This window comes from Thalassovita litoralis, from assembly GCF_900182725.1.
Classification (GTDB): Bacteria; Pseudomonadota; Alphaproteobacteria; order Rhodobacterales; family Rhodobacteraceae; genus Thalassobius; species Thalassobius litoralis.
Map to the genome: position 1 here is coordinate 152080 of NZ_FXTO01000005.1, position 22902 is coordinate 174981.

Annotated in this window: 21 protein-coding genes; 6 read left to right on the forward strand and 15 right to left on the reverse strand. The window is 60.5% G+C overall.

Translation table 11 applies throughout. The annotated features are described in order from the left end of the window. The first annotated feature begins 81 nt into the window (after window positions 1-81). Window positions 82-1818: an acyl-CoA dehydrogenase gene (locus tag FN828_RS06550; RefSeq protein ID WP_142492604.1), complete on the forward strand. Its 1737-nt coding sequence runs from the start codon at window positions 82-84 to the stop codon at window positions 1816-1818. 24 nt (window positions 1819-1842) lie between these two features. Here the strand turns inward: FN828_RS06550 and FN828_RS06555 are convergent, their stop codons facing one another. Beyond that, the gene (locus FN828_RS06555; protein WP_142492605.1) at window positions 1843-2523 is read right to left on the reverse strand and encodes an IclR family transcriptional regulator; all 681 of its coding nucleotides are present in this window, start codon (window positions 2521-2523) and stop codon (window positions 1843-1845) included. A 164-nt stretch (window positions 2524-2687) separates the two neighbouring features. Here FN828_RS06555 and FN828_RS06560 point away from each other — a divergent pair, with 164 nt between their 5' ends. Beyond that, entirely contained in the window at window positions 2688-5018 is a 2331-nt protein-coding gene (locus FN828_RS06560; protein WP_185958956.1) for a cytochrome P450/oxidoreductase, read from the forward strand. Window positions 5019-5081: 63 nt separating this feature from the next. Here the strand turns inward: FN828_RS06560 and FN828_RS06565 are convergent, their stop codons facing one another. The 5 genes from FN828_RS06565 to FN828_RS06585 all read right to left on the reverse strand — a co-directional run bounded on the left by FN828_RS06565 (window position 5082) and on the right by FN828_RS06585 (window position 9189). Continuing rightward, a complete protein-coding gene (locus FN828_RS06565; RefSeq protein ID WP_142492606.1) occupies window positions 5082-5477 on the reverse strand; it encodes a (R)-mandelonitrile lyase in 396 nt (131 codons plus the stop codon). A 148-nt stretch (window positions 5478-5625) separates the two neighbouring features. Further along, complete coding sequence (locus tag FN828_RS06570; RefSeq protein ID WP_142492607.1) at window positions 5626-6381, reverse strand: iron ABC transporter ATP-binding protein; 756 nt, start codon at window positions 6379-6381, stop codon at window positions 5626-5628. Further along, complete coding sequence (locus tag FN828_RS06575; RefSeq protein WP_142492608.1) at window positions 6378-7322, reverse strand: iron chelate uptake ABC transporter family permease subunit; 945 nt, start codon at window positions 7320-7322, stop codon at window positions 6378-6380. The genes FN828_RS06570 and FN828_RS06575 overlap by 4 nt, the downstream gene beginning before the upstream one ends. After that, the gene (locus FN828_RS06580; protein ID WP_142492609.1) at window positions 7319-8266 is read right to left on the reverse strand and encodes an iron chelate uptake ABC transporter family permease subunit; all 948 of its coding nucleotides are present in this window, start codon (window positions 8264-8266) and stop codon (window positions 7319-7321) included. The genes FN828_RS06575 and FN828_RS06580 overlap by 4 nt, the downstream gene beginning before the upstream one ends. A gap of 5 nt (window positions 8267-8271) precedes the next feature. Then, window positions 8272-9189, reverse strand: coding sequence for a siderophore ABC transporter substrate-binding protein (locus FN828_RS06585; protein WP_456243322.1), 918 nt, complete (start codon window positions 9187-9189; stop codon window positions 8272-8274). Window positions 9190-9332: 143 nt separating this feature from the next. Between FN828_RS06585 and FN828_RS06590 the strand changes: the two genes are divergently transcribed. Further along, on the forward strand, window positions 9333-9623 hold the full coding sequence (locus FN828_RS06590; RefSeq protein WP_142492610.1) for a DUF2218 domain-containing protein: 291 nt from the start codon (window positions 9333-9335) through the stop codon (window positions 9621-9623). Between the two features lie 64 nt (window positions 9624-9687). Here the strand turns inward: FN828_RS06590 and FN828_RS06595 are convergent, their stop codons facing one another. Then, complete coding sequence (locus FN828_RS06595; RefSeq protein WP_142492611.1) at window positions 9688-11643, reverse strand: TonB-dependent receptor domain-containing protein; 1956 nt, start codon at window positions 11641-11643, stop codon at window positions 9688-9690. A gap of 241 nt (window positions 11644-11884) precedes the next feature. Here FN828_RS06595 and ubiT point away from each other — a divergent pair, with 241 nt between their 5' ends. Genes ubiT through ubiV form a run of 3 tightly spaced genes read left to right on the forward strand, consistent with a single transcriptional unit; the run spans window position 11885 to window position 14336 of the window. Next, window positions 11885-12424: a ubiquinone anaerobic biosynthesis accessory factor UbiT gene (gene ubiT / locus FN828_RS06600; protein WP_142492612.1), complete on the forward strand. Its 540-nt coding sequence runs from the start codon at window positions 11885-11887 to the stop codon at window positions 12422-12424. Then, window positions 12421-13419, forward strand: coding sequence for a ubiquinone anaerobic biosynthesis protein UbiU (gene ubiU / locus FN828_RS06605; RefSeq protein WP_142492613.1), 999 nt, complete (start codon window positions 12421-12423; stop codon window positions 13417-13419). The genes ubiT and ubiU overlap by 4 nt, the downstream gene beginning before the upstream one ends. Before the next feature lie 5 nt (window positions 13420-13424). Beyond that, entirely contained in the window at window positions 13425-14336 is a 912-nt protein-coding gene (gene ubiV / locus FN828_RS06610) for a ubiquinone anaerobic biosynthesis protein UbiV (protein ID WP_235891424.1), read from the forward strand. A gap of 52 nt (window positions 14337-14388) precedes the next feature. Here the strand turns inward: ubiV and FN828_RS06615 are convergent, their stop codons facing one another. From FN828_RS06615 to FN828_RS06650, 8 genes are all read right to left on the reverse strand, one after another. Further along, window positions 14389-15918 (reverse strand): class I adenylate-forming enzyme family protein, encoded by a 1530-nt coding sequence (locus FN828_RS06615; protein ID WP_235891425.1) that lies wholly within the window; start codon window positions 15916-15918, stop codon window positions 14389-14391. A 5-nt stretch (window positions 15919-15923) separates the two neighbouring features. Then, window positions 15924-17264 carry a TRAP transporter large permease gene (locus FN828_RS06620; RefSeq protein ID WP_142492615.1) on the reverse strand — a complete coding sequence of 447 codons (1341 nt, stop codon included), beginning with the start codon at window positions 17262-17264 and terminating at the stop codon, window positions 15924-15926. A 16-nt stretch (window positions 17265-17280) separates the two neighbouring features. After that, a complete protein-coding gene (locus FN828_RS06625; RefSeq protein WP_142492616.1) occupies window positions 17281-17772 on the reverse strand; it encodes a TRAP transporter small permease in 492 nt (163 codons plus the stop codon). A gap of 78 nt (window positions 17773-17850) precedes the next feature. Beyond that, window positions 17851-18909, reverse strand: coding sequence for a C4-dicarboxylate TRAP transporter substrate-binding protein (locus tag FN828_RS06630; RefSeq protein WP_142492617.1), 1059 nt, complete (start codon window positions 18907-18909; stop codon window positions 17851-17853). Between the two features lie 110 nt (window positions 18910-19019). After that, window positions 19020-19997 (reverse strand): NAD(P)H-dependent flavin oxidoreductase, encoded by a 978-nt coding sequence (locus FN828_RS06635; RefSeq protein ID WP_142492618.1) that lies wholly within the window; start codon window positions 19995-19997, stop codon window positions 19020-19022. Between the two features lie 26 nt (window positions 19998-20023). Continuing rightward, window positions 20024-21178, reverse strand: coding sequence for a CaiB/BaiF CoA transferase family protein (locus FN828_RS06640; RefSeq protein WP_142492619.1), 1155 nt, complete (start codon window positions 21176-21178; stop codon window positions 20024-20026). 47 nt (window positions 21179-21225) lie between these two features. Continuing rightward, the gene (locus tag FN828_RS06645; RefSeq protein WP_142492620.1) at window positions 21226-21696 is read right to left on the reverse strand and encodes a MarR family winged helix-turn-helix transcriptional regulator; all 471 of its coding nucleotides are present in this window, start codon (window positions 21694-21696) and stop codon (window positions 21226-21228) included. Between the two features lie 78 nt (window positions 21697-21774). Next, window positions 21775-22677 (reverse strand): SDR family NAD(P)-dependent oxidoreductase, encoded by a 903-nt coding sequence (locus tag FN828_RS06650; RefSeq protein ID WP_142492633.1) that lies wholly within the window; start codon window positions 22675-22677, stop codon window positions 21775-21777. Window positions 22678-22902 lie beyond the last annotated feature (225 nt).

Consider the following 22902-nt stretch of genomic DNA (forward strand, 5'->3'; position numbering starts at 1 on the left):
AGCAGCAGATTGGGACAAGACGCGCCTGCGCACACACCGTAAAGTCATCCCCGACAATGATATTCAGGCAGGAGTACGCAAATGGCAGCCGCAATGCGCCGCGAAATCGACTTTCTTCTTTATGACTGGTTGAAGGTTGAAACCCTGATCGGCACCGCCGCTTTTCCCGAACAGGACCGTCAGGATTGGGACGCGTTTCTGGACCTGTCCGGGGCGATTTCGGCAAATGAATTCCTGCCCTGCTACAAAATCGCGGACCGGGATGAACCGCAATTGGTGAACGGTGATGTGCATGTTCAGCCGGACATCAAGCAGGCCTTGCACACCTATATGCAGGCCGGTCTGCATCTTGCGACCGTGGACACCGCACTTGGCGGCATGGGCTTTCCCTTTGCCATTGCCACCGGCGCCATGACCGAGGTGATGGCGGCCAATGTCGCCGCTTCGGGCTTTGTGATGTTGTCCATTGCCAATGCACGGGTCATTGCGGATTTTGGCACGCCCGAACAGGTTGCCACCTTTGCGCAGCCGCAATTCGATGGCACCGCGCTTGGCACCATGTGCCTGTCCGAACCCGATGTGGGATCATCGCTGGGGGACATCACCACAAAGGCCGCGCCAGATGGCACCGATACGTTGGGCGCGCGCTATCGGCTCAGCGGGCGCAAGATGTGGATTTCCGCCGGGGATCAGGACGTCTCGGACAATATCGTGCATCTGGTTCTGGCCAAGGCCGTGCAACCGGACGGCACCACCCTGCCCGGCCCCAAAGGCACCAGCCTGTTCATCGTTCCGAAAATCCTGCCCGATGGCAGCCGCAACGATATTGCCGTGGCCGGTCTGAATCACAAAATGGGCTATCGCGGCACCCCCAATTGCCTGCTGAATTTCGGTGAAAAAGACGGGGCAATTGGCTGGCGGATCGGGGCCGAGGGCGATGGGTTGAAAATCATGTTCCAAATGATGAACGAAGCCCGCACCAATGTTGGGCTTAGCGGTGCGGCAATGGCTTATCGCGGGTACGAGCTGTCCCGACAATACGCCGCCGAACGGATTCAGGGCCGCCCCGCCCATGATAAGACACAAGCCAAACCCGTCGCCATCCTGCAACACCCCGATGTGCGCCGCATGTTGCTGCAACAAAAAGCCCTGTCCGAAGGCGCGCTGGCCCTGTGCCTGAAGGCCGCGCTGCTGTGCGATCTGGCCAATACCGCCCCGGACGCCCCCACCCGGCAAGCGGCGGATTCGCTGCTGGGCCTGCTGACGCCGGTTATCAAATCATGGCCTTCGGAACAGGGTTTGGTTTCCTTGCATCAGGCCATCCAGATTCACGGCGGCTATGGCTACACCCGTGATTTCGATGTGGAGCAGCTTTACCGTGACAGCCGCCTGAACCCCATCCACGAAGGCACCACAGGCATTCAGGCGATTGACCTGATGGGCCGTAAAATCCTGTCGGACCGGGGGCGGTGCTTTGCCGATTTCATCGCGCAGATACGCGCCAGCGCCGCAAATGCCGATCCCGATTTTGCCGAACAGGCTGGGCAACTGGCGGGGCTGGCCGATCTGTTTGAAACCACGGTTTCGCAGCTTCTGGCCGATGGGTCCGCCGCCGATGCGCTGTCCAATGCCACGGCCTTTCTTGATGCCTTTGGGCTGTGCGTCGTCGCATGGATTTGGCTGGATATGGCGCAGGAAAAAACATGGGCCTGCCGCTATTTCTATGCGGTCGAAGTGCCGAAAATCCCCGGTCTTCTGGCCCCGTTGTCTACGCACCAATCCCTGACACGGGACGTCCCCGATCACGTGCTGGTCTGACGCCCAATCACCGCGCGGGGCGCGTTAGATAAACCGCCCCGCCAAGGCTCGCGCGGCCTCTGGCACCGCGATTGTGGCGCTGTCCAGATCCAACTCTTCCAGCGCGACAACGCCAATGGATAACTCTACCCCGGCAAAACCGCTTTGCGGCAGGTGAACCGGGCTGGAAACGCCGATCGCGCCCTTGTGCAATTCGCCGCGTGTCACGCTATAGCCGTGGTCGCGGCAGAACCGCACGGCCTCGCTGTCCTCGGGTCCAGCCGGACGTGATGCCAGAATGGCAATGCCTGCCGCCCCCTTGCTGACAGGGTGGCGCGTGCCGATCCGGTAATGCAGATTGATCATCGCCTCGCGCGGTTCGGCAGTCAGGCTGACCACGCAATCGTCCCCTTCGGCCATTGATAAAAACGCCGTTGCCCCGGTGCGGTCGGCTAGTTCTTCCAGAACCGGGCGGGCAAAGCTGCGGATCGTGTCCGTGGTCTGCGCCCCCAGTAGAAACGCCGCTGCACCCAGTACGATCCGCCCATCCTCTAACCGACGCACCATCCCGTGTTCGGCCAGCGTGGCGACGATCCGATAGGCAATCGCCCGGTGCAGCTCTAGCTTTGCTGCCAGATCGCCCACTTTCAGCCCCCCCGGTGTCCGTGACACCAGCACCAGCGCATCCAGCCCCCGGTCCAATGTCTGTAGCGTGCTTGCCGCCATGATGGATATGCCTCGCTGTCCTACCTTTGGCCTGATCTGCCCCAGTTTCCCTCAATGTGCAAGAAACTGTCCGATAATCAAAACATGTGTATCATTATTCGCGCTTGATTGTTCATTATTCGTAACATAAAATTTCCGCACGACGCAGCCAGAGAGGAAATGACATGCCCGGTTCCGCATCCCCCCAAACCAATCCGGGCGGCACCTGTCCGTTCAGCGGCGCGCAAATGCCCGATGCCGATCTGCCCATGATGGCCGACAGCTTCGATCCGTTCGATGGCCCCTATCAACTGGACCCGGCCGAGGCCCTGCGTTGGTCGCGTGATCAGCTTCCAGTGTTCTACGCCCCCAAACTGGGCTATTGGGTGGTGTCCCGTTATGATGACATCAAAGCCGTGTTTCGGGATAACATATTGTTTTCCCCTAAAAACGTTCTGGAAAAAATCACCCCCGCCACGCCCGACGCGATGGAAATCCTCAAAAGCTACGACTACGCCATGAACCGCACTATGGTGAACGAGGATGAGCCAGCCCACATGGAACGGCGGCGGGCGTTGATGGATCATTTCATCCCCGCCAATCTGGAACAGCATCAGGATATGATCCGCCGCCTGACCCGCGAAAAGATCGACGCCTTTATTGATTCAGGCCGTGTCGATTTGGTTGACGCTATGTTGTACGAGGTGCCGCTGCTGGTCGCCCTGCATTTCCTTGGCGTCCCCGAGGATGAAATCGCCACCTTGCGCACCTTTTCTGTCGCGCATTCGGTCAATACTTGGGGCAAACCCAGCGACGAAAAACAAATTGCGGTGGCCCATGACGTAGGCCGGTTCTGGCAATACGCCGGGCAGGTCATCGAAAAGATGCGCCAGCAACCAGACGGCACCGGATGGATGCACCACACCATTCGTATGAATCAGGAAATCCCCGAGGTTGTCACCGACAGCTATGTGCATTCCATGATGATGGCGATCATCGTTGCAGCGCATGAAACCACGTCTTTGGCGTCAACCAACATGTTCAAAACCCTGCTGACCAACCGTCAGGCGTGGGATGACATTTGCGCCGACCCGTCCCTGATCCCCAACGCCGTCGAAGAATGCCTGCGCTATGCCGGGTCCATCGTGGCATGGCGGCGGCAGACCACCGCCCCGACCACCCTGAACGGCATTGACCTGCCCGAAGGCGCGAAACTGCTGATCGTGCAGGCCTCGGGCAATCAGGACGACCGCCATTTTGAGGACGCCGCCACATTCGACATTTACCGCGATAACGCGGTGGATCACCTGACCTTTGGCTATGGCGCACATCAATGTATGGGCAAAAACATTGGCCGTATGGAAATGCGTATCTTCCTCGAAGAAATGACCCGCCGCCTGCCGCATCTGCGGCTTGCGGAACAGGAATTCACCTATCTGCCCAACACGTCATTCCGGGGGCCTGATCACCTGTGGGTGGAATGGAACCCGGCGCAAAACCCTGAACGCATCACCCCCGCCCTGCGAGAGGCGGACCGCGATTTCCCCGTTGGCGCCCCCGCCCGCCGTGACATCGCCCGCAAGGTCCGGGTGCGCGATTTGCATCATGAAACAGACGGTATCATCCGCCTGACGCTGGAAGACCCGCAAAACCGCCCCCTGCCCCGCTGGAGCGCAGGCGCCCATATCGAAATCTGCGTGGGCGACTATGACCGCAAATATTCCCTGTGTGGCACTCCCGGCGATGACGCGTTCCAGATTGCCATCCTGCGCGAGGATGCCGGGCGCGGCGGGTCGTGCTATATTCACGATACGGTGCAGGCGGGGCAGACCCTGAAAATGCGTGGGCCGCATAATCTGTTTCGGATGGATGAAACCGCCCCGCATTATACGCTGATTGCGGGCGGCATCGGGATTACCCCGATCCTTGCTATGGCGGATCGGCTGAAACATCTGGGCAAACCCTATGCGCTGCATTACGCGGGCCGGGCGCTGCGCAGCATGGCCCTGCTGGATCGTTTGCGGGCCGATCATGGCGCGGCACTAACCCTGCATCCCAGCGATCAGGGTCAGCGTATGGACCTGCCCGCGCTGGTGGCGACGGTGCCGGACGGCGGGCAGATTTACGCCTGCGGCCCCGCCGATCTGCTGACCACGCTGGAAACCCTGACCGCCGACCATCCGGCAGGCACGTTCCACTTTGAACATTTCAGCGCGGGGTCTTCGGGGCTGGACCCGGACAAGGAACTGCCGTTCGAGGTGGAGCTGGCCGATTCCGGTCTGCTCGTTCAGGTGCCGCGCGACGGCACCATGCTGGATGCCATTCTGGCCGCTGGAATCGACGTGGGATCAGACTGCCGCGAAGGGTTGTGCGGCTCTTGCGAAGTCACCGTGTTAGAGGGCGACATCGACCACCGCGACGTGGTGTTGACCCGCGCGGAACGGCAGGAAAACCGCCGCGTCATGAGCTGCTGTTCGCGTGCCAAAAACGGCGGTCGTCTGAAACTGGCGCTGTAAAATCCGCATCGCCGGGGCAGCCCCAACCGCCTGCCCCAACCGCCTGCCCCGGACCCGCCCCCATCAGCCGGTATAATCGGCGTCCGCGACATGTTCCAACCAGTCGACGGCCACGCCATCCACCGTTTCGGCAATGGCGATATGGGTCATTGCGGTGCTTTCCGTTGCGCCATGCCAATGCCGTTCACCGGGGGCAAACCACACGATATCGCCGGGGCGGATTTCCTCTTTCGGGCCGCCCTCGCGCTGCGCCCAGCCCAACCCGGCCGTTACCATCACCGTTTGCCCCAACGGGTGCGTATGCCATGCCGTCCGCGCACCGGGTTCAAAGGTCACGGTCGCCCCGCTGATCCGCGCGTCACCCGTGCCTTTGAACGGCGCGTCGAACCGCACGGTTCCGGTAAAATAATCCGGCGATCCCTTGGTTGACGGGGTGCTGCCGCTGCGTCTGATTTCCATTCCGGGTCTCCTTTCAGATCAGTGCCGTATTATACCATAATTGGCATATAGGGCTTTGCCCCTGAACGGATACCCAAAACGAAACCCGTCCCCGCGACAACACGAATTCCCCCCAGCCCGCTTATGATGCAGCACCAGACACAGGCGTTCAGCGTGAAATGACCACGGGCCGCCCTTGGTGCGTCAGCACGTCAAAGCGCATGTCGAACACGGTTTCTAACATGTCCGGGGTCAACAGGTCTGGCGTATCCTGATGCCCGATCACCCGCCCGTCTTTCATCGCCACGATCCGGTCAGCCCATCCCGCGGCGGCGTTGATGTCATGCAACACGATGACAATACTGCGCCCCGTGTCCTGCACCAGCCGGCGCAATCGCGCCATCAAATCGCGGGCATGGCGCGGGTCCAGCGCGTTTAGCGGTTCATCCAGCAACAGCCACGGCGTATCCTGTGCATAGGTCATCGCGATAAACGCCCGTTGCCGCTGCCCGCCGGACAGCGACTCCAACGTTCGGTCCGCCAGATCGGTCAGCGTGAAACTTTCCAGCGCGGCATCGACCATCGCGGTATCCTGTGCTGTCGGTCGTCCCTGATGATGCGGCCAGCGGCCAAATCCCACCAATTCACGCACCCGCAAACGGCTGACCACGCCCGGCGATTGCTGCAACAGCGCAACCACCCGCGCCCGATCCCGATCCGGGGCGCGCAGCGGGTCCAGCCCATCAATGCGGATATGCCCTGCCGCCAGATCATGCAGCCCGGAAATGCAATGCAACAGGCTGGATTTCCCCGCCCCGTTCGGCCCGATCAGCGCCGTAATCCCCCCCGGTTTCAGGGTCAGCGAAATATCATGCAGGATCGGGGTTTTCCCCACGCGATACGACAAGCCTTCGATCTGGATCATGATGGTTTCCGCCTGAAAACAAGGAAAAGGAACAGCAAGCCGCCGAAAAATTCCACGATGACAGCCAGCGCCGATTGGCTGGCCAGCAGTCGTTCAAATACGAATTGCCCCGCCACAAGGATCGTCGCCCCGATCAGCGCCGCCGCCGGGATCAGCGCGTCATGCCGATGGGTCTGTAACACCTGCCGGGCCAGACTGGCCGAGAGCAATCCCAAAAAGGTCAGCGGCCCCACCAGCGCCGTGGACACCGACACCAGCGCGGCCACCAGCCCCAGCACGATCAGCACCACACGATCATGCGCCAGCCCCAGACTGCGGGCGGTGCTGCGCCCCAACCCGGCCACATCCAGCGCCGGGGCCTGCCACAGCGCCACCGCCAGCGCCACCGCGATCACCCCGCCGCCGGTCCAAATTTGGGGGGTGCTGACCCGGCTGAAGCTGGCGAACATTGCCTGTTGCACGATGGCAAAATCGGCAGGGTCCAACATGCGCTGCACCACCTCGGTCAGGCCACGCAGCAACATTCCCAGAATGACACCTGTCAGGATAACCCGCGTCACATCCCCCGCGCCCCGCCGCAGCAGCCCGCCGAATAGCAGCAACGCGGCGCCCATCAGCAGCGCGGTTTCCATCAAAAACTGCGCCATCGGCGGAAACAACGCCGCCCCAACGCCCCCAAGTATCGCAACCAGCCCGGTTTGAAGCAGCACGAACAGCGCATCAAACCCCACGATGCCGGGGGTCAGCAATTGGTTCATGGCAACGGTCTGAAACAGGATTGTCGCCACCCCCGTGGCGGCGCCCACGCAGATCAGCACCGCCAGCTTGCTGCCCCGAAGCGACAGGATAAACCCCGTGGGTTCTTGCAGCTTCCACAGCAAGAACGCCGCTGACAGCAGCACCAGCCCCGCCGCCAACAGGAGCAGCCGGGACCGGATCATGATTGCCCCCCGGACCGGGCGGGCGCGGCAAACAGCAACCACAGGAAAATCACCGCCCCAAAGACGGAAAACACCAGCGCCGCAGGGATTTCAAACGGATAGCGCAGAACCCGCCCGATCACATCGGATGCCAGCACCAGCCCGCCACCGCCAAGCGCGATTATCGGCAGGTTGCCCCGCAAATTATCGCCCCGCCAGCGGGACACCAGATTGGGCGCGATCAGCCCGACAAAGGGAAATGCCCCCACCGTCACCAGCACCAGCGCGCTTAGCACCGATACGATCACCAATCCCAAGGCGCGGGTTTGCCCGTAGTTCAGACCCAAGGACCGGGCCTGTTCCCGGCCAAGTCCTAGAATCGTGATGCGATCCGCGACGGCATATAGCAGCAGCGCCAACGCCCCCACGGCCCACAGCCATTCATAACGCCCCTGCATCACGCCGGAAAATTCCGCCAGTCGCCAAACCCCCAGATATTGCAGCAAATCGGTGGACCACGCGATCCATGTGGTCGCCGCCCAGATGATCCCGGCATAGATCAGCCCGACAATCGGCAACAGCATCGGGTCTTGGCGCGGGGCGCGTTGCGCCAGCATCAGGAACCCGCCGGTTCCAGCCAGCCCCGCCAATGCCGCCAGCGTCATTTTCCCCGCAATCGCCATGCCCGGCGCCCATAGCGTGACCAGCAGCAATCCCAGCATGGCGGATTCCGTGGTGCCGGTCAGCGATGGTTCAACCAGCCGGTTTTGCACCACCTGTTGCACCACCACCCCCGCCAGCGCCAGCCCGGCCCCGGCCAGCAGCGCCGCCGCCGTGCGCGGCAACCGGCTGACACCAAACAGCCACGCATCCTGCCATGAGGTCACAGAGGCCGCGCCCAGCCACAGGCTGATCCCCACCAGCGCCAACAGCGCAACCAACAGAACCGGGGTTTGGAACCGCATCGCACTTAGCCGTTGCCGCCGTCAAAGGCCGCGATGATTTCGTCCAGCGTGTGCATCATCGCGCTGTACCCGCCACCGGCCAGATACAGCGGCGCGGCATCCAGATAGACGATTTGCCCCGATTGCGCGGCTTTCATGCGGGCCACGATGGGATTGTCCAGCGTCGCCTTGGCCCCCTGCCCAGCCGCGCCAATCGCGGCCCCCCGGTCAATGACCAGCAGCCAATCGGGGTTTGTCTCCAGCAGAAATTCAAACGAAACCGGATGCCCGTGCGAGGAGGATTCCAACCCCGCCGCCGCCTCGGGCAAATTCAGTGCGCCGTGCAACCAACCAAATCGGCTGTCCGCGCCAAAGGCGGAAATCTTGCCACCGTTGGTCAGCACGATCAGCGCCGTTCCCTTGCCCTGTGTCGCCGCGCGGGCGCGGGTCAGGGCACTATCCAGCCGGGCGGTCAGATCGTCAGCCACATCGCGGCGGTCGAATAGCGTTCCATAGGCCGCGATCCGGGCCTTGGCCTGTCCCACCATATCGCTGCCCCAGATCGACATGTCGACCACCGGGGCAATCGCCGCCAGCGCCTGCCCCTGAGCCGAGGAGCGCCCCCCCACCACGATCAGCCCGGGTTGCAGGGTGGCCAGTGCCTCGAAATCTGGTTCAAACAGGGTGCCGATGGGTTTGGTCTGTTTGGCTACATCGCTGAGGCTGTCCAGATACAGCGGGCGCGGGGTGCCCTCCATCGGTATCCCCAACGCCTGCAAGGTATCAATCGCCGCCAGATCGAACACCGCCAGCGGTGTTGGATTTTCCGGCACTGCCACCGGCCCTGTTGCGGTTTCAATTGTCACTGTATCGGCCCATACGGCCCCGGCCGCGACCACGGAAATCACAGCGGCCAAAACCCCGCCCCGTACCATCATGCGCATGGCTGCATCCTTTTGAACTGAGTCAAACATGGCTGGCCCGGTGCATTGGCGCGGGGTGGCTGTGCGTGTCTGCGAGGTGGTAACGGATTGCGCGATGGGAACGCAAGCCTTATTCTGACAAAAACAATCAGGAAGGATTTTCCATGCCGCTTACAGAAACCGGGCAGTTTGAAACGCCCAACGGATCGAAATATCTGCAACAACTGTGCAAACACTTCGCCCATAAGGTGATCGTCGAATATGACGACAAAGAAGGGCTGGCCGCCCTGCCTGCTGGCCCGGCCCGTTTGTACGCCAGCGCCACCGGGCTACGGGTGGAAATCACTGCCGAGGACGCCGAAGGCCTGACCCGCGCCCGCCACGTCATTGACGACCACTTGAAACGCTTCGCCTTTCGCGAAGGGTTCGAGGGCATGTCATGGCAGGCGGTGTAATCGCCCTGCCCAAAAAATCGGGGCGGCCCGCAGGCCGCCCCGTTTCAGATCAGAACCGCCCGGATCAGAACCGCATGGATGCGGTCAGCGAAATTGTCCGCCCCGGTTCGTTCAGGGCGACGACATTGCCCAGCCCCACGCCGTCGGAACTGCGGCTGGCATAGGTTTCGTCCAGCAGGTTATCCACCGCCATCCGGAATTCCATCCCGCTCAACTGCGCCGGGCGATAGCTGACATAGGCGTTCAGCACGGTATATCCCGGCAGGTCCAGCCCGCCATCGGTGTTCTTCAGCGCGATTTGCGCGGTGCCGCCGATGCGCATTTCCTTGGACAGATCATACCCGGCTTCCAGCCCGAAAATATGCCCCATCGGACGCCCATAGTAATAGGCCGTTGTGCCAATCGCCGCGTCGTCCAGTTCCACATCCGCATAGGTGTAATTCAGCCGCGCATAGCCCCGGTCGCCGGTATAGGTCAGCGATCCGTCAAACCCCTGCGAGGACAGGTCGCTAAGCGCACCGCGATCCCCGCCGGAGGGCAGAACCGCGTTCAGATCCTTGATTTCGCTGCGGAACAGCGCCCCGCTGGCAGACCAGCGCCCGGTATCATAGCGCAGACCGATCCGCGCCGTTTGCGACCGGGACGAGGTGAACCCCGCATAGGTCCAGGGCGTGCCGAAATTGATCAGCGCCGCCTCGCCCAGCTCATAGCCACCCCAGCTTGAGGCGACACCGGCATTCAGGCTCAATGTATCTGTCAGCCGCATATCCACAGCGCCGTTCACGCTGACGCCGGTATCGTCAAACGTGGTGCCATCGGCAGCGGTGAATTCCTGCCGGTCCACCCGTCCGCCATAAGATACCGAAATGCTGTTGGTCAAATCCTGTCGCGCCTGTGCGAACAGTCCTACGCTGTTCAGCTTTTCTTTTCCGTTGGACCCATAAGCCCCCGTGCCACGGCCTTCGCCCTCGGCGGTTTCATGAAAGAAATCCACCCCGGCGGTCAGCGTCCCGTTGCGAAGCTGCCATTCATTTTTGGCCACGCCGCTCAGGCTGGTGTTCAGACCCCACACGCCGGACGCGTCCAGTTCCTGTTCGTTATAGCTGAACTGCACCGTGGGCGCGAACCAGCCTTGCGGGGCTTCATCCGTATAGGTCACGGTATAGGAGGTGCGCCGCGACATTGCCTCGACAAAGGTGCTGGGCCGTCCGACCACACCGGCGAAATCCGGGCGGATGAACAAAATCCCACCCGGCCCCGCCTGCGCAGCCCGCAGTCCCGTATCCTCGGTTTGCGAGGCCGAAAACGACAGCCGTTTGCCGCCCTGCGTGGTATAGGCCAGCTTCAGCACATAGGCGCTCAGGTCTGCCTCGGTGCCGGGAACCACCGCGCCATCGCCATCGGTATATTCATCGCTGGTGTGGCGGGTGCCGCTTAACAGCCATTCAAACCCGCCTTCCTGCCCGAACAGGGTCAGCGACCGGCGGAAGCCGTTTTCATTGGAACTGCTGCCCAGCGATGCCAGCCCGCCAAACCGCTGCCCGGCTGTCAGAAAATCGCGGGCATCTTTGGTGGTATAGGCCAGACCCCCCGCCAGCGCATTCGGCCCCGCATCGGCGGGCGCGATCCCTTCGCTGACCTCGACCGATTTCAACAGGGCCGGATCAAACAGGATATTCCCCGAATGGTGGAACGCCGATTTGTTCTGCCGTGCGCCGTCGATGGTCACGGACAGCAGGCTTTCCTCGATCCCGTTCACGAAAATCTTCTGGGCGATTGCCGCGCCGCCGCTGGCGGTTACGGTGGATTCCCCTTTGAACACATCGCCCATCGTGGCGGGTGCGCGATTTTCGATTTCTTCTTCGGTGATTTCGTCATTGCCCAGCACGTTTTGCGCGGCGGCGGTATCAATGCGCAGTGTTCCCAAATCCAGCGCGTTACCGTCTTGGGCGGTCAGTGGTGATGCAATGAAACAAGTGCCAAGCAGCAACAGGCTGCGGCCAGTCAGGCGAATAGTCATAAATGTCCCCTTGAGTGCGATTACGTTGCTTGAAAGCACGTCGGGGACGGCAACCTGGCTGCGTGGTTATGCGATCAGCCAGTAGACGACAAAAACACTCAGGTCAACATGGCCGCGACTGCGCGGGCCGTCTCAAACGGGGTGCGACATAGGAAACACCAGTATAATTGACAATTATCAAGGCCGCGCCGCGCTTCGGGACACAGTTTGCCGCCATCAGCAACCATCCTGCACCCCAGATATGACAGATACAGCCCCCCCGATACCGCCGCAAACCGGCACGCCAAACCCGGCACGATTATTCGTGTCACGCATGGCCTGCACCGTCGTTCAACCGCTCTTGTCCCGGATCGTCCGGCGCATTGCACAGGAACACCCATCCCTTTTTGCCCGCCTTGGGGCGCATCAATCCACCGATTTCCTGATTGATCCGGTGGAGTTGCCCTTTGCCCTGCATTTGCGCCCCGATCCGCAGGCGTTGATTTTCCGCGCCGTCCCGCGTGATGCCGCCCCCGATGCTGGCGCCACGATCCGGGGGCAGTTCCTGTTGCTTCTGGAACTGCTTGATTCCGAACAGGACGGCGACGCGGCCTTTTTCTCGCGCGATCTGGAGGTGTCCGGCGATACCGAGGCCATTGTCCGGCTTAGGAATGCGCTGGATGACATTGATGGGTCCATCGCCGAAGACACCGCCGCCATGTTCGGAAAACCGGGGCGGGCCATCCTGTCACGCCTGCGCCGGTCCTATTCCGATGATACCAAAGGATACCCCCAGCCATGAGCCTTGCCGAACTGATCTGTCCCGCTGGCACCCCGGCCGCGTTGCGTACTGCGGTGGATGCTGGTGCGGATGCCGTATATTGTGGGTTTCAGGATGCGACCAACGCCCGCAACTTTCCGGGGCTGAATTTCACGCCCTATGAGTTGGCAGCGTCCGTGGCCTATGCCCATGCCAAAGGCACCAAAGTGCTGCTGGCGCTGAACACCTATCCCCCGGCGGGAAAGGTCGATCTGTGGCGGCACGCGGCAGATACTGGCGCGCAGTTCGGGGTTGATGCGTTTATCGTCGCGGATATGGGTGTGGCGCAATATATCGCCCAAACCCACCCACAGGTCCGCCTGCACCTGTCCGTGCAAGCCGCCGCATCCAGCCCCGAGGCGATCCGGTATTATTGCGAAAACTTCGGCGTCAAACGTGTGGTGTTGCCGCGTATCCTGACGATCCCGGAAATCCGCCAGATCCGCAAGGAAATCCCCTGTGAGATCGAAACCTTTATCTTTGGCAATCACGGGCTGATGGTCGAAGGTCGGTGCAGCCTGACGAATTACCTGACCGGGCAATCCACCAATATGGACGGGGTGTGTTCCCCCGCCTCTGACGTGGACTATCGCCGCCACGAGGACGGGTCGATGTCGTCGCAACTGGCGGGGTTCACCATTGATTGCTTCGGACCCAATGAAAAGGCCGGGTATCCCACCATCTGCAAGGGGCGCTACACGGCCCCCCACCGCCCGGACGGGTATTATGCCTTTGAGGAACCGATCAGCCTGAACCTGTCGCGGCTGTTGCCCGACTTGATCGACGCAGGGGTTCACGCCTTCAAGATCGAAGGCCGCCAGCGATCCAAATCCTATGTGCGGGGGGTGGTTTCCGCCTTTCGGCAGGCCGTGGATGACATCCGCGCGGGTCGCCCCGCCAATATCGCCGATCTGGTGGCCCTGACCGAAGGCCAAAAACAGACCCAAGGTGCATTTGAAACAAAGAAATGGCGGTAAGACCCATGACCAAACTGACCCTTGGCCCGATTGCCTATCACTGGTCCCCCGAGGTCCGGCGCGATTTTTACGCCAAAATCGCTGACGAAGCCCCCGTGGACGAGGTGTACCTTGGCGAAGTGATCTGTTCCAAACGCGCGCCCTTTCAAGAGGCGGATTTGCCTGACATCATCGAGCGGCTGGAACGCGGGGGAAAAACCGTGATCCTGTCGTCACTGGCCGAAGTGATGCTGAAACGCGAACGCAAGGCCACGGCGGATCTGGCTGAGCTGGACAGCCCGGAAATCGAATTCAATAACGCCGCTGGCCTGTTCGCGCGGGGCAAACGCCCGCATCGCATCGGGCCATTTATGAACGCCTATAACGAAGCCACGATTGCATGGATGGCGACGAACGGCGCGACCCATGTCTGCCTGCCCACGGAATTGCCCGGTCCGGCCATTGCTGTCGCTGCCAAGGCCGCGCGGGATTTGGGGCTGGGCGTCGAGGTGCAGGCGTTTGGCCGCGCGTCATTGGCTGTTTCGGCCCGCTGCTATCACGCCCGCGCCCATAACCGCACCAAAGACAATTGCCTGTTCGTATGCGAGGACGACCCGGATGGGATGCCCCTGCGCACCACGGATCAAAACCCGATCCTGCGCGTGAATGGGATTCAAACCCAATCAGAAAGCTATGTTGATTTACTGCCGGAATCCGCGCGGCTGGTCGGCGATGGCGTCACCCATTTGCGCCTGATGCCGCAGGTGGTGGATATGGTGGCCGTTGCCACGCTGTTCCGGTGCGTACTGGATGAAACCCTGGAGCTGGACCAAGCGCAGGAGTCCTTGGAAAATCTGTGTGGCGGCACAAAAGTCAGCAATGGATTTTATCACGGGACAGCTGGGTATCGCCGCATAAACGCCGCCGCCCCGCTGTAACGCAAATGGCCCGCCACTGACGGGGCGGGCCATGTTAACTGTGAAGGATCGCTTACTTTTCCCAGTAAGGCGCCCGCAGGTCTTTTTTCAGCACTTTGCCGATTTCGCTGCGGGGCAATTCATCCATGCCGATGACGCGGGACAGGCGTTGGGTTTTCCCCAGCCGTTCATTCGCCCATGCGCAGACGTCCTCGGGGGTGGTGTCCGCGCCGTTGGACAGGACTACGAAGCCCAGTGGGGTTTCGCCCCATGCCTCTGACGGGATGGCGATGACGGCGGCGTCGGCCACTTGGGGATGCTGGCGCAAAACAGCCTCCAGATCGGCGGCGTAGATATTGAACCCGCCGGAAATGATCATGTCCTTTTTACGATCCATCAGGTGAATGAAGCCATCTTCATCAATGCGGCCCATATCGCCTGTGCGGATAAAATGGTTGCCCTCTGCATCGGTCCAAAGCAGTTCGGCGGTTTTGTCTTCGGCGTTGTGATAGCCGGGCATCATGGACGGACCACGGCCCACCAGTTCGCCAAATTCACCCGCAGGCAGTTCGTTGCCCTGTTCGTCAATCACGCGGACGTCGATCCCTTCGCCAGCCTTGCCAACCGTGTCCCATTTGTCGGGGAAGGCGGTGCAGTTCAGCGCGGTAGAAATCCCGCCCTCGGTCATGCCGTACACCTCGATCAGGTTGCCGGGCCAGCGGTCTATGATTTTGCTGATCAGCGTCCCCGGCAGCGGGGCCGAAGTCGAGAATTTGCACTGATAGGCGCTCAGATCGAAGTCGTCGAACCGGGGTTCGGCCATCAGGCGCATGTATTGCACAGGCACCAAGATGGCATGGGTCAGCGCGTGCTGTTGCGATAGGTCCAGAAATTCAATCGTGTTGAATTTCGGCATCACGACCAGCGTCGCGCCCAACGACAATGTGGGCAGCATCCCAAACAGGGTGGTGTTGGAATAAAGCGGGGTGGAAATGATCAACCGCGCGTCCTGATCCAGCCCGAACCGGGTGATCCGCGCCAATTGCCGCGACCGGAAACGGTGATCGTGGATGATCCCCTTGGGCAGGCCCGTGGTGCCAGACGAATAGATGATATTGAACAGATCATCCGCCTGCACCTCTTGCGGGGCCAAAGGTTCGGCATCGGCAGCCCAATCCATCAGGTCGGACAGGTCCAGCAGAACCGGCGCGCCCAGCCCCTTGGCGGTGTCCATTTGGGTGGGCGAGGCGAACAACATCCCCGCCCCGCTATCGCTCATCATCCGGGTCAGCGCCTCGGACGTGGCGGAAAACGGCAGGGGCACAACACAGGCCCCAGCCGAAAGAGTTGCGCAGAACAGCACAACATTTTCCAGTGAATTTTCGGACAATGTTGCCACGAACGTCCCACGCCCCACGCCAGCGGCGCGCAGTTTACCAGTGACCTGCGCCACCATCGCGCCGAAGTCAGACCAGGTGACAGTGCGACCCGGAACGATAACGGCAGGCTTGTCCCCCATCCGCGCGGCATTGCGCGCGATCTCTTGGCCGAAATTCAGCAGGGTTTCGTTTTCAACGGTAGATGGGACGAAACGTAACATCATTCACCTCAATTCATGGACATGGGGATGGCAAGCGACAGCCACGGGATCAGGATCAGCAGGGTCAGAACCACAAGGTCAATCCCAAGGAACCGCCACAGCCCCGAGAAGATCTGACCGATGTCGACCTTGTCTTCCAGCACGCTGGCCAAGACAAAGACGTTCAGACCTACAGGTGGCGTAATCAGGCCGATTTCCAGCAGCTTCACGATCACCACGCCGAACCAGATCAGGTTCATGTCATAGCTTTCCACCATCGGGATCATCAGCGGCAGGGTCAGAACCATGATGCCAACCGGATCAAGGAACATGCCCAGCACCAGATAGATCAGGCAGACCAGCAGCAGGAAAACGCCCGGCCCGATTGCCGCGTTATCCAGCAGGCCAACCAGCGAGTTGGACAAACCAGTCAGTGCAATCAGCGCGACGAAAATCTTGGCACAAGCAGCGATAAAGAAAATCGCCCCGGTGGTTGCCATCGTTTCACGCAGCAGCGGAATGATGTCGCGGAACCGGATATGCCCACGCGAGATGCCCAACCCCGTTGCAAACAACAGCGACAGTGCGGCGGCTTCGGTCGCGGTGAAGATACCGCCATAGATACCACCGATCACCAGTACGAACAGCAGAACCGCGGGCCAGCTACGGATGGCGGCCTGCATTTTCTGCGCCATCGGCACGGTTTCGGTGGGGCGCGGCGCGATTTCCGGGCTTTGCTTGACCCACAGCACAATTACCAGCGAATAGCCGATCATCGAAATGATCCCCGGCAGGAAACCGGCAAGGAAAAGCTGACTGATCGAACTTTCGGTGAAGATACCGTAGATGATGAACAGAACCGACGGCGGGATCAGCGATCCCAGCGTCCCGCCCGCTGCAACCGATGCGGTGGCAAGGCGCGGGTCATAGTTCATACGCAGCATTTCAGGGGTACATATGCGGCCCATCGTCGAGGCACAGGCAATCGACGACCCGGAAATGGCCGAGAACCCACCGCAACCGGCAACCGATGCAATAGCAACACCACCGGGCAGACGGGCCAGCCAGACGCGGGCGGCCTCGTAAATTTCGGTGGTGATCCCGGCCTTATAGGCCACATGCCCCAGCGCGATAAACAGCGGGATCATCGACAGGTCGTAACTGTGTACAAGGTCGAAACTGGAAGAAAACGCCAAAGACAACGTGGTCTTGATCGCACGTTCGGGCAGGAACGTGCCGGTGCGGAACGCGAACACGATAAAAATCGCGGTCACGGCAACGCCACCAATGGCAAACGAAATAGGTACGCGGATCGCCAAAAGAAGAATGACGGCGGCGCACGCAATGTATCCGACGGTAGCCAGGTCCATGTCAGTTCCTTTCGGCTCAGAGTGTTTCGGGGGCGGGTTGCCCGGTCAGGGCGGCGCGCAGGTCGGCCCAGACAACGGTCAGCAGCCGCAGTTCGAAGAAGGCAATTGCAAGCACGAACAGCGCCCGGCCCGGCCATTTCGGCCAGAAGAAGGTTCCGCCGTAGTGGGCGTGCGAATTGAAGGTTTTCCAGAATTCCATCCATCCGGCAAACAGCAACACAGACGCAATCAGCAAGCCGGTCAAACCTGCAAAAACTGCGATCCAGCGATTAAGCGACGCCGGGAAAAGATTGGCGATCACTTCGATTGCGATATGCGCACGCGCAGCGGTTGCGCTGGCCAACGGGAAAAGAATTGCGGGGATCATCAGTTCCTGCACCATGATCATGATGTCGGGAACGCCGGTCTGGATGACCTCGCGGGCAACGATATTGGCTGTGATCAAGAGGCCCAGAAGAACGATGGCGACAGCCGCCATCGTATCGAGGATATGCTCGATGCGTTTCATAGTCGGTCTCATTCTGTCGGATGGTATAATACACGGCCCGGAGCGCAGGGGCGTCCGGGCCGGTAGTGGTCGTGCAGCTTACTTGCGTTCCCAAGGCAGACCGTCTTTTTCCATGACGGCAGTCCATTTGTCGATCAGCGTGTAAAGCTCGGCCATCAGCGCCTCGCCATCGGTCCCAACGGCCGAAGCATCTGCTTTCCAGTTTGCAACGGACGGTTTGAACAGTTCGGCAATGCGGGCGTAATCCTCGGCGGGCAGTTCGACCAGATCCACAGCTTTGGGGCCAGTGGTCAGGGTTTCCATTGCCTTCACGTCTGCGTCAGCAAGCATTTCACCGTAGAAGTCCATCGTGTCACGGCCGATTTGCTTGATGATGGCCTGCTGTTCAGGCGTCAGCGAATCGTAGGTGTCTTTGTTCATGAACGTGGCAAGGCTGGCCAGCGGCGAGAAGTGCATGTCCGTCACGGTGTTGACCAGCTCGTTCAGCTTCGAGGCAACCGCGTAATAGGCGTAGGTCACAGAACATTCGACCAGTCCGGTCTCCATGCCCTGATACACTTCGTAGATCGGCATGGACACAAGGTTGCCACCCAGTTCGCCGAAGATGTCGGTCGAGCTGCCGGTGTGCGCGATTTTCTTGCCGGGAACATCCGCCAGCGAGCGGATACCTTCACCCGAGCAAGCCAGAATGCCCGGCGACAGCGAGAAGGTCGAGATATACTCGATATTCATTTCTTCGTAACGCTGCTGAAGATGCTCGTTGGTGCTCATCAGTTCGTACATGGCTTGCATCATCACCCAAGGGTGCGCCGGTTTCAGCTGAAGGCCCGCCAGTTGCAGTTCCGGGAATTCCGAAGCCGAGTATGCCCCGATCAGCACGCCCATATCGGCCACACCCAGACCGATGGATTGCAGCGCCGCGTTGGTTTTGAACAGCGCGCCGCCCCAGTTTTGTTCGACGGTCACTTCGCCGTTGGTGCGCTCTGCGATCTGTTCCGCGATGTAGTTCACCGCTGCCGCGCGAACGCCCTTGTTCGGACCGGGTTCATTCGCAATCAGCCGGGTTTCCGCCTGCGCCGCGATGGCCAGTACCGAAACCGAGGCAGCCGCCAGCAGTCGTTTCGTCAGATGTTTCATGATGTTCCTCCCTAAGATTGCGGAATGTCGCCCGCGTTTCCTGTTAACTTAAATAGCAAGATAAATGTTATCTAGCAATCTAAATGTGTCCGATACGGGGTTATCTGCCGTCACGCACGCCCTAATGTTCCCAAAAGACGCTCTTGTGCGGCGATGTATTCGCGCTCTAGTCGATCCACCAGTTCTGCCACGGGTACGATCTGGTTCACGGCACCGATTCCCTGACCCGATCCCCAGATTTCTTTCCAGCTTTTGGGCTTCTGACGATCTTCGGCAAAGCTCATTTTGGATGGGTCGGACCGTTCCAGCGCGTCCGGGTCCATTCCGGCGGCAGCGATCGAAGGTTTCAGGTAGTTGCCCCAGACCCCGGTGAACAGATCGGAATACACGATGTCCGATGCACTGTTTTCGGTGATCATTTCCTTGTAACGATCCACGGCATTCGCTTCTTCGGTGGCGATGAACATCGACCCGGCATAGCCGCCGTCTGCGCCCATTGCCTGCGCGGCCAGAATGGAATCGCCCCGGCCAATCGCGCCGGACAGGAACAGCGGGCCATCGAACCACGCGCGGATTTCCTGAATCAGGGCCAGCGGCGATTGCGCCCCCGCGTGACCGCCCGCACCTGCTGCCACGGCGATCAGACCATCGGCGCCTTTTTCAATCGCCTTGTGGGCGAAACGATCATTGATGACGTCATGCAGAACGATGGCTCCGCAGCTATGCGCCGCGTCATAAACCCATTTCTGCGCCCCCAAAGAGGTGATCCAGACCGGAACCTTGTGTTTGACACACAGTTCCACATCGCGTTCCAGCCGTGTGTTCGATTTATGCACGATCTGGTTCACCGCGAACGGGGCGGCGGGGCGGTCGGGGTTGGCATCGTTGTGCCGTGCCAGATCGTCCTTGATCCGGGTCAGCCATTCGTCCAGCGACTGCCCGTCCTTTTCGCGCGCATTCAGCGCCGGGAAGGAACCGACCACCCCGGCCTTGCATTGTGCAAGCACCAGTTCGGGGGTCGAGATAATGAAAAGCGGGCTGCCGATCAGCGGAATCCGCAGGTCTTTCAAAACGTCAGGCATAGTCATGTTCGGTTTCCTCCTTTGCGTTGCGATCAGCTCACAACACCCTTTGCGAACAGTGTTTCAATCTCGTCAGCCGAGAACCCGCTACATTCCAGCGCCTCGCGGCTGTTTTGGCCGGGGGTTGGCGGCGTGCTGGGCAGCGGCGTTTGCGAGGATGCAAAGCGCGGCGCAGGCATGGGTTGCTGCTGCGCGCCCCCAAAAATGCCGCGCGCCCGGTTGTGCGGATGATCCGCCGCTTCGGCGGGCGACAGGACCGGGGCAAAACAGGCGTCGCTGTCTTGCAGCAGGGCCGTCCAGTAATCGCGCGGCTGGCTGGCGAAAATTTCGGTGAAACGGGCGCGCATGGCGGGCCACGTGCTGCGGTCCTTGCGGTCGCCCAGTTCGGCTTCGCTCAGTCCCAGTTTTTCCAGCAGAACCGCCCAGAATTGCGGCTCTAGTGCGCCAATCGTGATCCAGCCACCGTCGGCGCATTCATAGACACCGTACCACGGCATCCCGCCGTCCAGCGCGTTGGCGGCCCGTTCGTCGCGCCACACACCCATTGCGCGGCGGCTGTAAATCATGGTCATCAGCGCGGCGGTTCCATCGACAATGGCCGCATCCACCACGTCGCCCTGTCCGGTGCGCGCGGCCTTGAGCATCCCTGTCACCATCCCGAAGGCCAGGAACATGCCGCCCCCGCCGAAATCGCCCAGCAGGTTCAGCGGAAAGGTCGGCGCACGATCCCGTTCGCCGCTGGCCCACAATGCACCAGACAGCGCGATATAGTTCAGGTCATGCCCGGCGGTATGCGCAATCGGCCCATCCTGCCCCCAGCCCGTCATCCGGCCATATACAAGGCGCGGGTTGCGGGCGCGGCAGACATCGGGACCAAGGCCAAGGCGTTCCATCACACCGGGGCGGAAACCTTCGATCAGGCCATCGGCCCCTTCGATCAGGCGCAGCGCGGTTTCCACCGCCCCCGGCTGTTTCAGGTTCAGCGCCAGCGATTTGCGGCCACGCGCCATGAAATCCAGATCATAATCACCCTGCCCCGTGGGCGAAGATGCACCGGGGCGTTCGATCCGAATGATTTCGGCGCCCATATCGGCCAGCATCATCCCTGCGAACGGACCGGGGCCAATTCCGGCAAACTCAATGATGCGCAATCCCGCAAGCGGGGGCGCGGATGCGTTGATGGGCATCGCGTTTTCCTTATCGTGATCTTTGAACCCCAGAAACCGGGGCGGGATTACCGGCTGACCATCGCATCCCGCAGATTTTGGCGCATCTTGGCCAAAACGCGGCGGTTGGTTTCTAAATCTGCCGGATCAATCCCTTGATTGGCGATCTTATCCAGATTGCCAATTGTCTTGGTCATTATCTTGACGATGGCCTTGGCCTGTTCGGTCGCAAAAACCCGATTGGACCGGCGGTCGCCGGGATCGGGGCGCCGTTCGACATAGCCGCGCGCTTCCAGTCGGTCGATCAGCTTCGATGTGGTGACAGTGGCAACTTCCAGCCGTTCGGCCAGTTCGGATTGGCGCAGCCCGTTTTCACGAACCAGATGCACCAGAACCCAGCCCTGCGACATGGTCATGTCATGCGGTTTCAGGAAATAATCAAACATGATCGCACGAAACCGCGCGATGTCCTGATACAGGGGGTTGTCATCCTCGCCCAAGGACAATGTGACTGTTTTTTCCTTTACAGCATCGCTCACTGCCGACCCTACCCTTTTTTCTTCTTTGGGGTTCTTGCCCGGAAACAAATACACGGTTTCCGGGCAAGAAGTTTATTATCAGATCGGGTCCCAGGTAAAGACGTCGCCGGAACGTTCCAGATCGAAGAAGCTGGCCTTCATCGCCGGGATTGCGTGATCGCGCACGGTTTCCGGGGTCCACCCTTCGGAGCGATGCACCGAACGGATCGGGCGCGGCTGGCTCATCAGGAAGATTTCGTTGTTCCGGATGCAGAAGATCTGGCCGGTAACGTCGCTTGCCGGATCAGCCAGCGCAACGCACAGCGGTGCAATCTTGGCCGGGGTCATTTCCTTGATCCGTTCGACGCGTGCTTTTTCGGCGTCGGTTTTGGCGGGGATGGTGCCGATCAGACGCGACCAAGCGAAGGGCGCGATACAGTTCGAGCGCACGTTGAAACGTGCCATATCCAGCGCCAGCGATTTCGACAGGCCAACGATGCCCATCTTCGCCGCCGAGTAGTTGGCCTGACCGAAGTTACCAATCAACCCCGAGGTCGAGGTGAAGTTGATGAAGCTGCCCGACGCCTGCATTTTGAACTGCTTGGCCACGGCGGTTGCCATGTTGAAGCTGCCCTTCAGGTGAACGGAAATCACGCTGTCCCATTCCTGTTCGGTCATCTTGTGGAAGATCACGTCGCGCAGGATGCCCGCGTTGTTTACCACAACGTCGATCGTGCCGAACTCGTCCATCGACTGTTCGTACATGGCCTGTGCGTCTTCGATTTTGGCAACGTTACCAAAGTTGGCAACCGCTTCGCCACCGGCGGCGCGGATTTCGTTGACCACTTCCTGCGCCGGGGTTGCATCTGCGCCATCGCCATCAGCAGCGCCACCCAGATCGTTCACAACAACCTTTGCACCGCGCGATGCCATCATCAGCGCGATGTCGCGGCCAATGCCACGGCCAGCGCCGGTTACGATGACTGCCTTACCTTCCAACATGGGTTCCACGTTCAGAGTCCTCCTGATTTGTTGCTCAAGGTATAATAAGCTTGATAACGGTTTGCAAGCTAATTATGAAGAAGCCAACCCACAACCATTGACACCGCTATTTCCAAGGGAGGATGCGACAATGTTCAAACGCACCGTATTCAACGAAGACCACGAAATGTTCCGGGCATCGGTCCGCCGGTTCGTACAAGAAGAAATCACCCCCTATCACGCGCA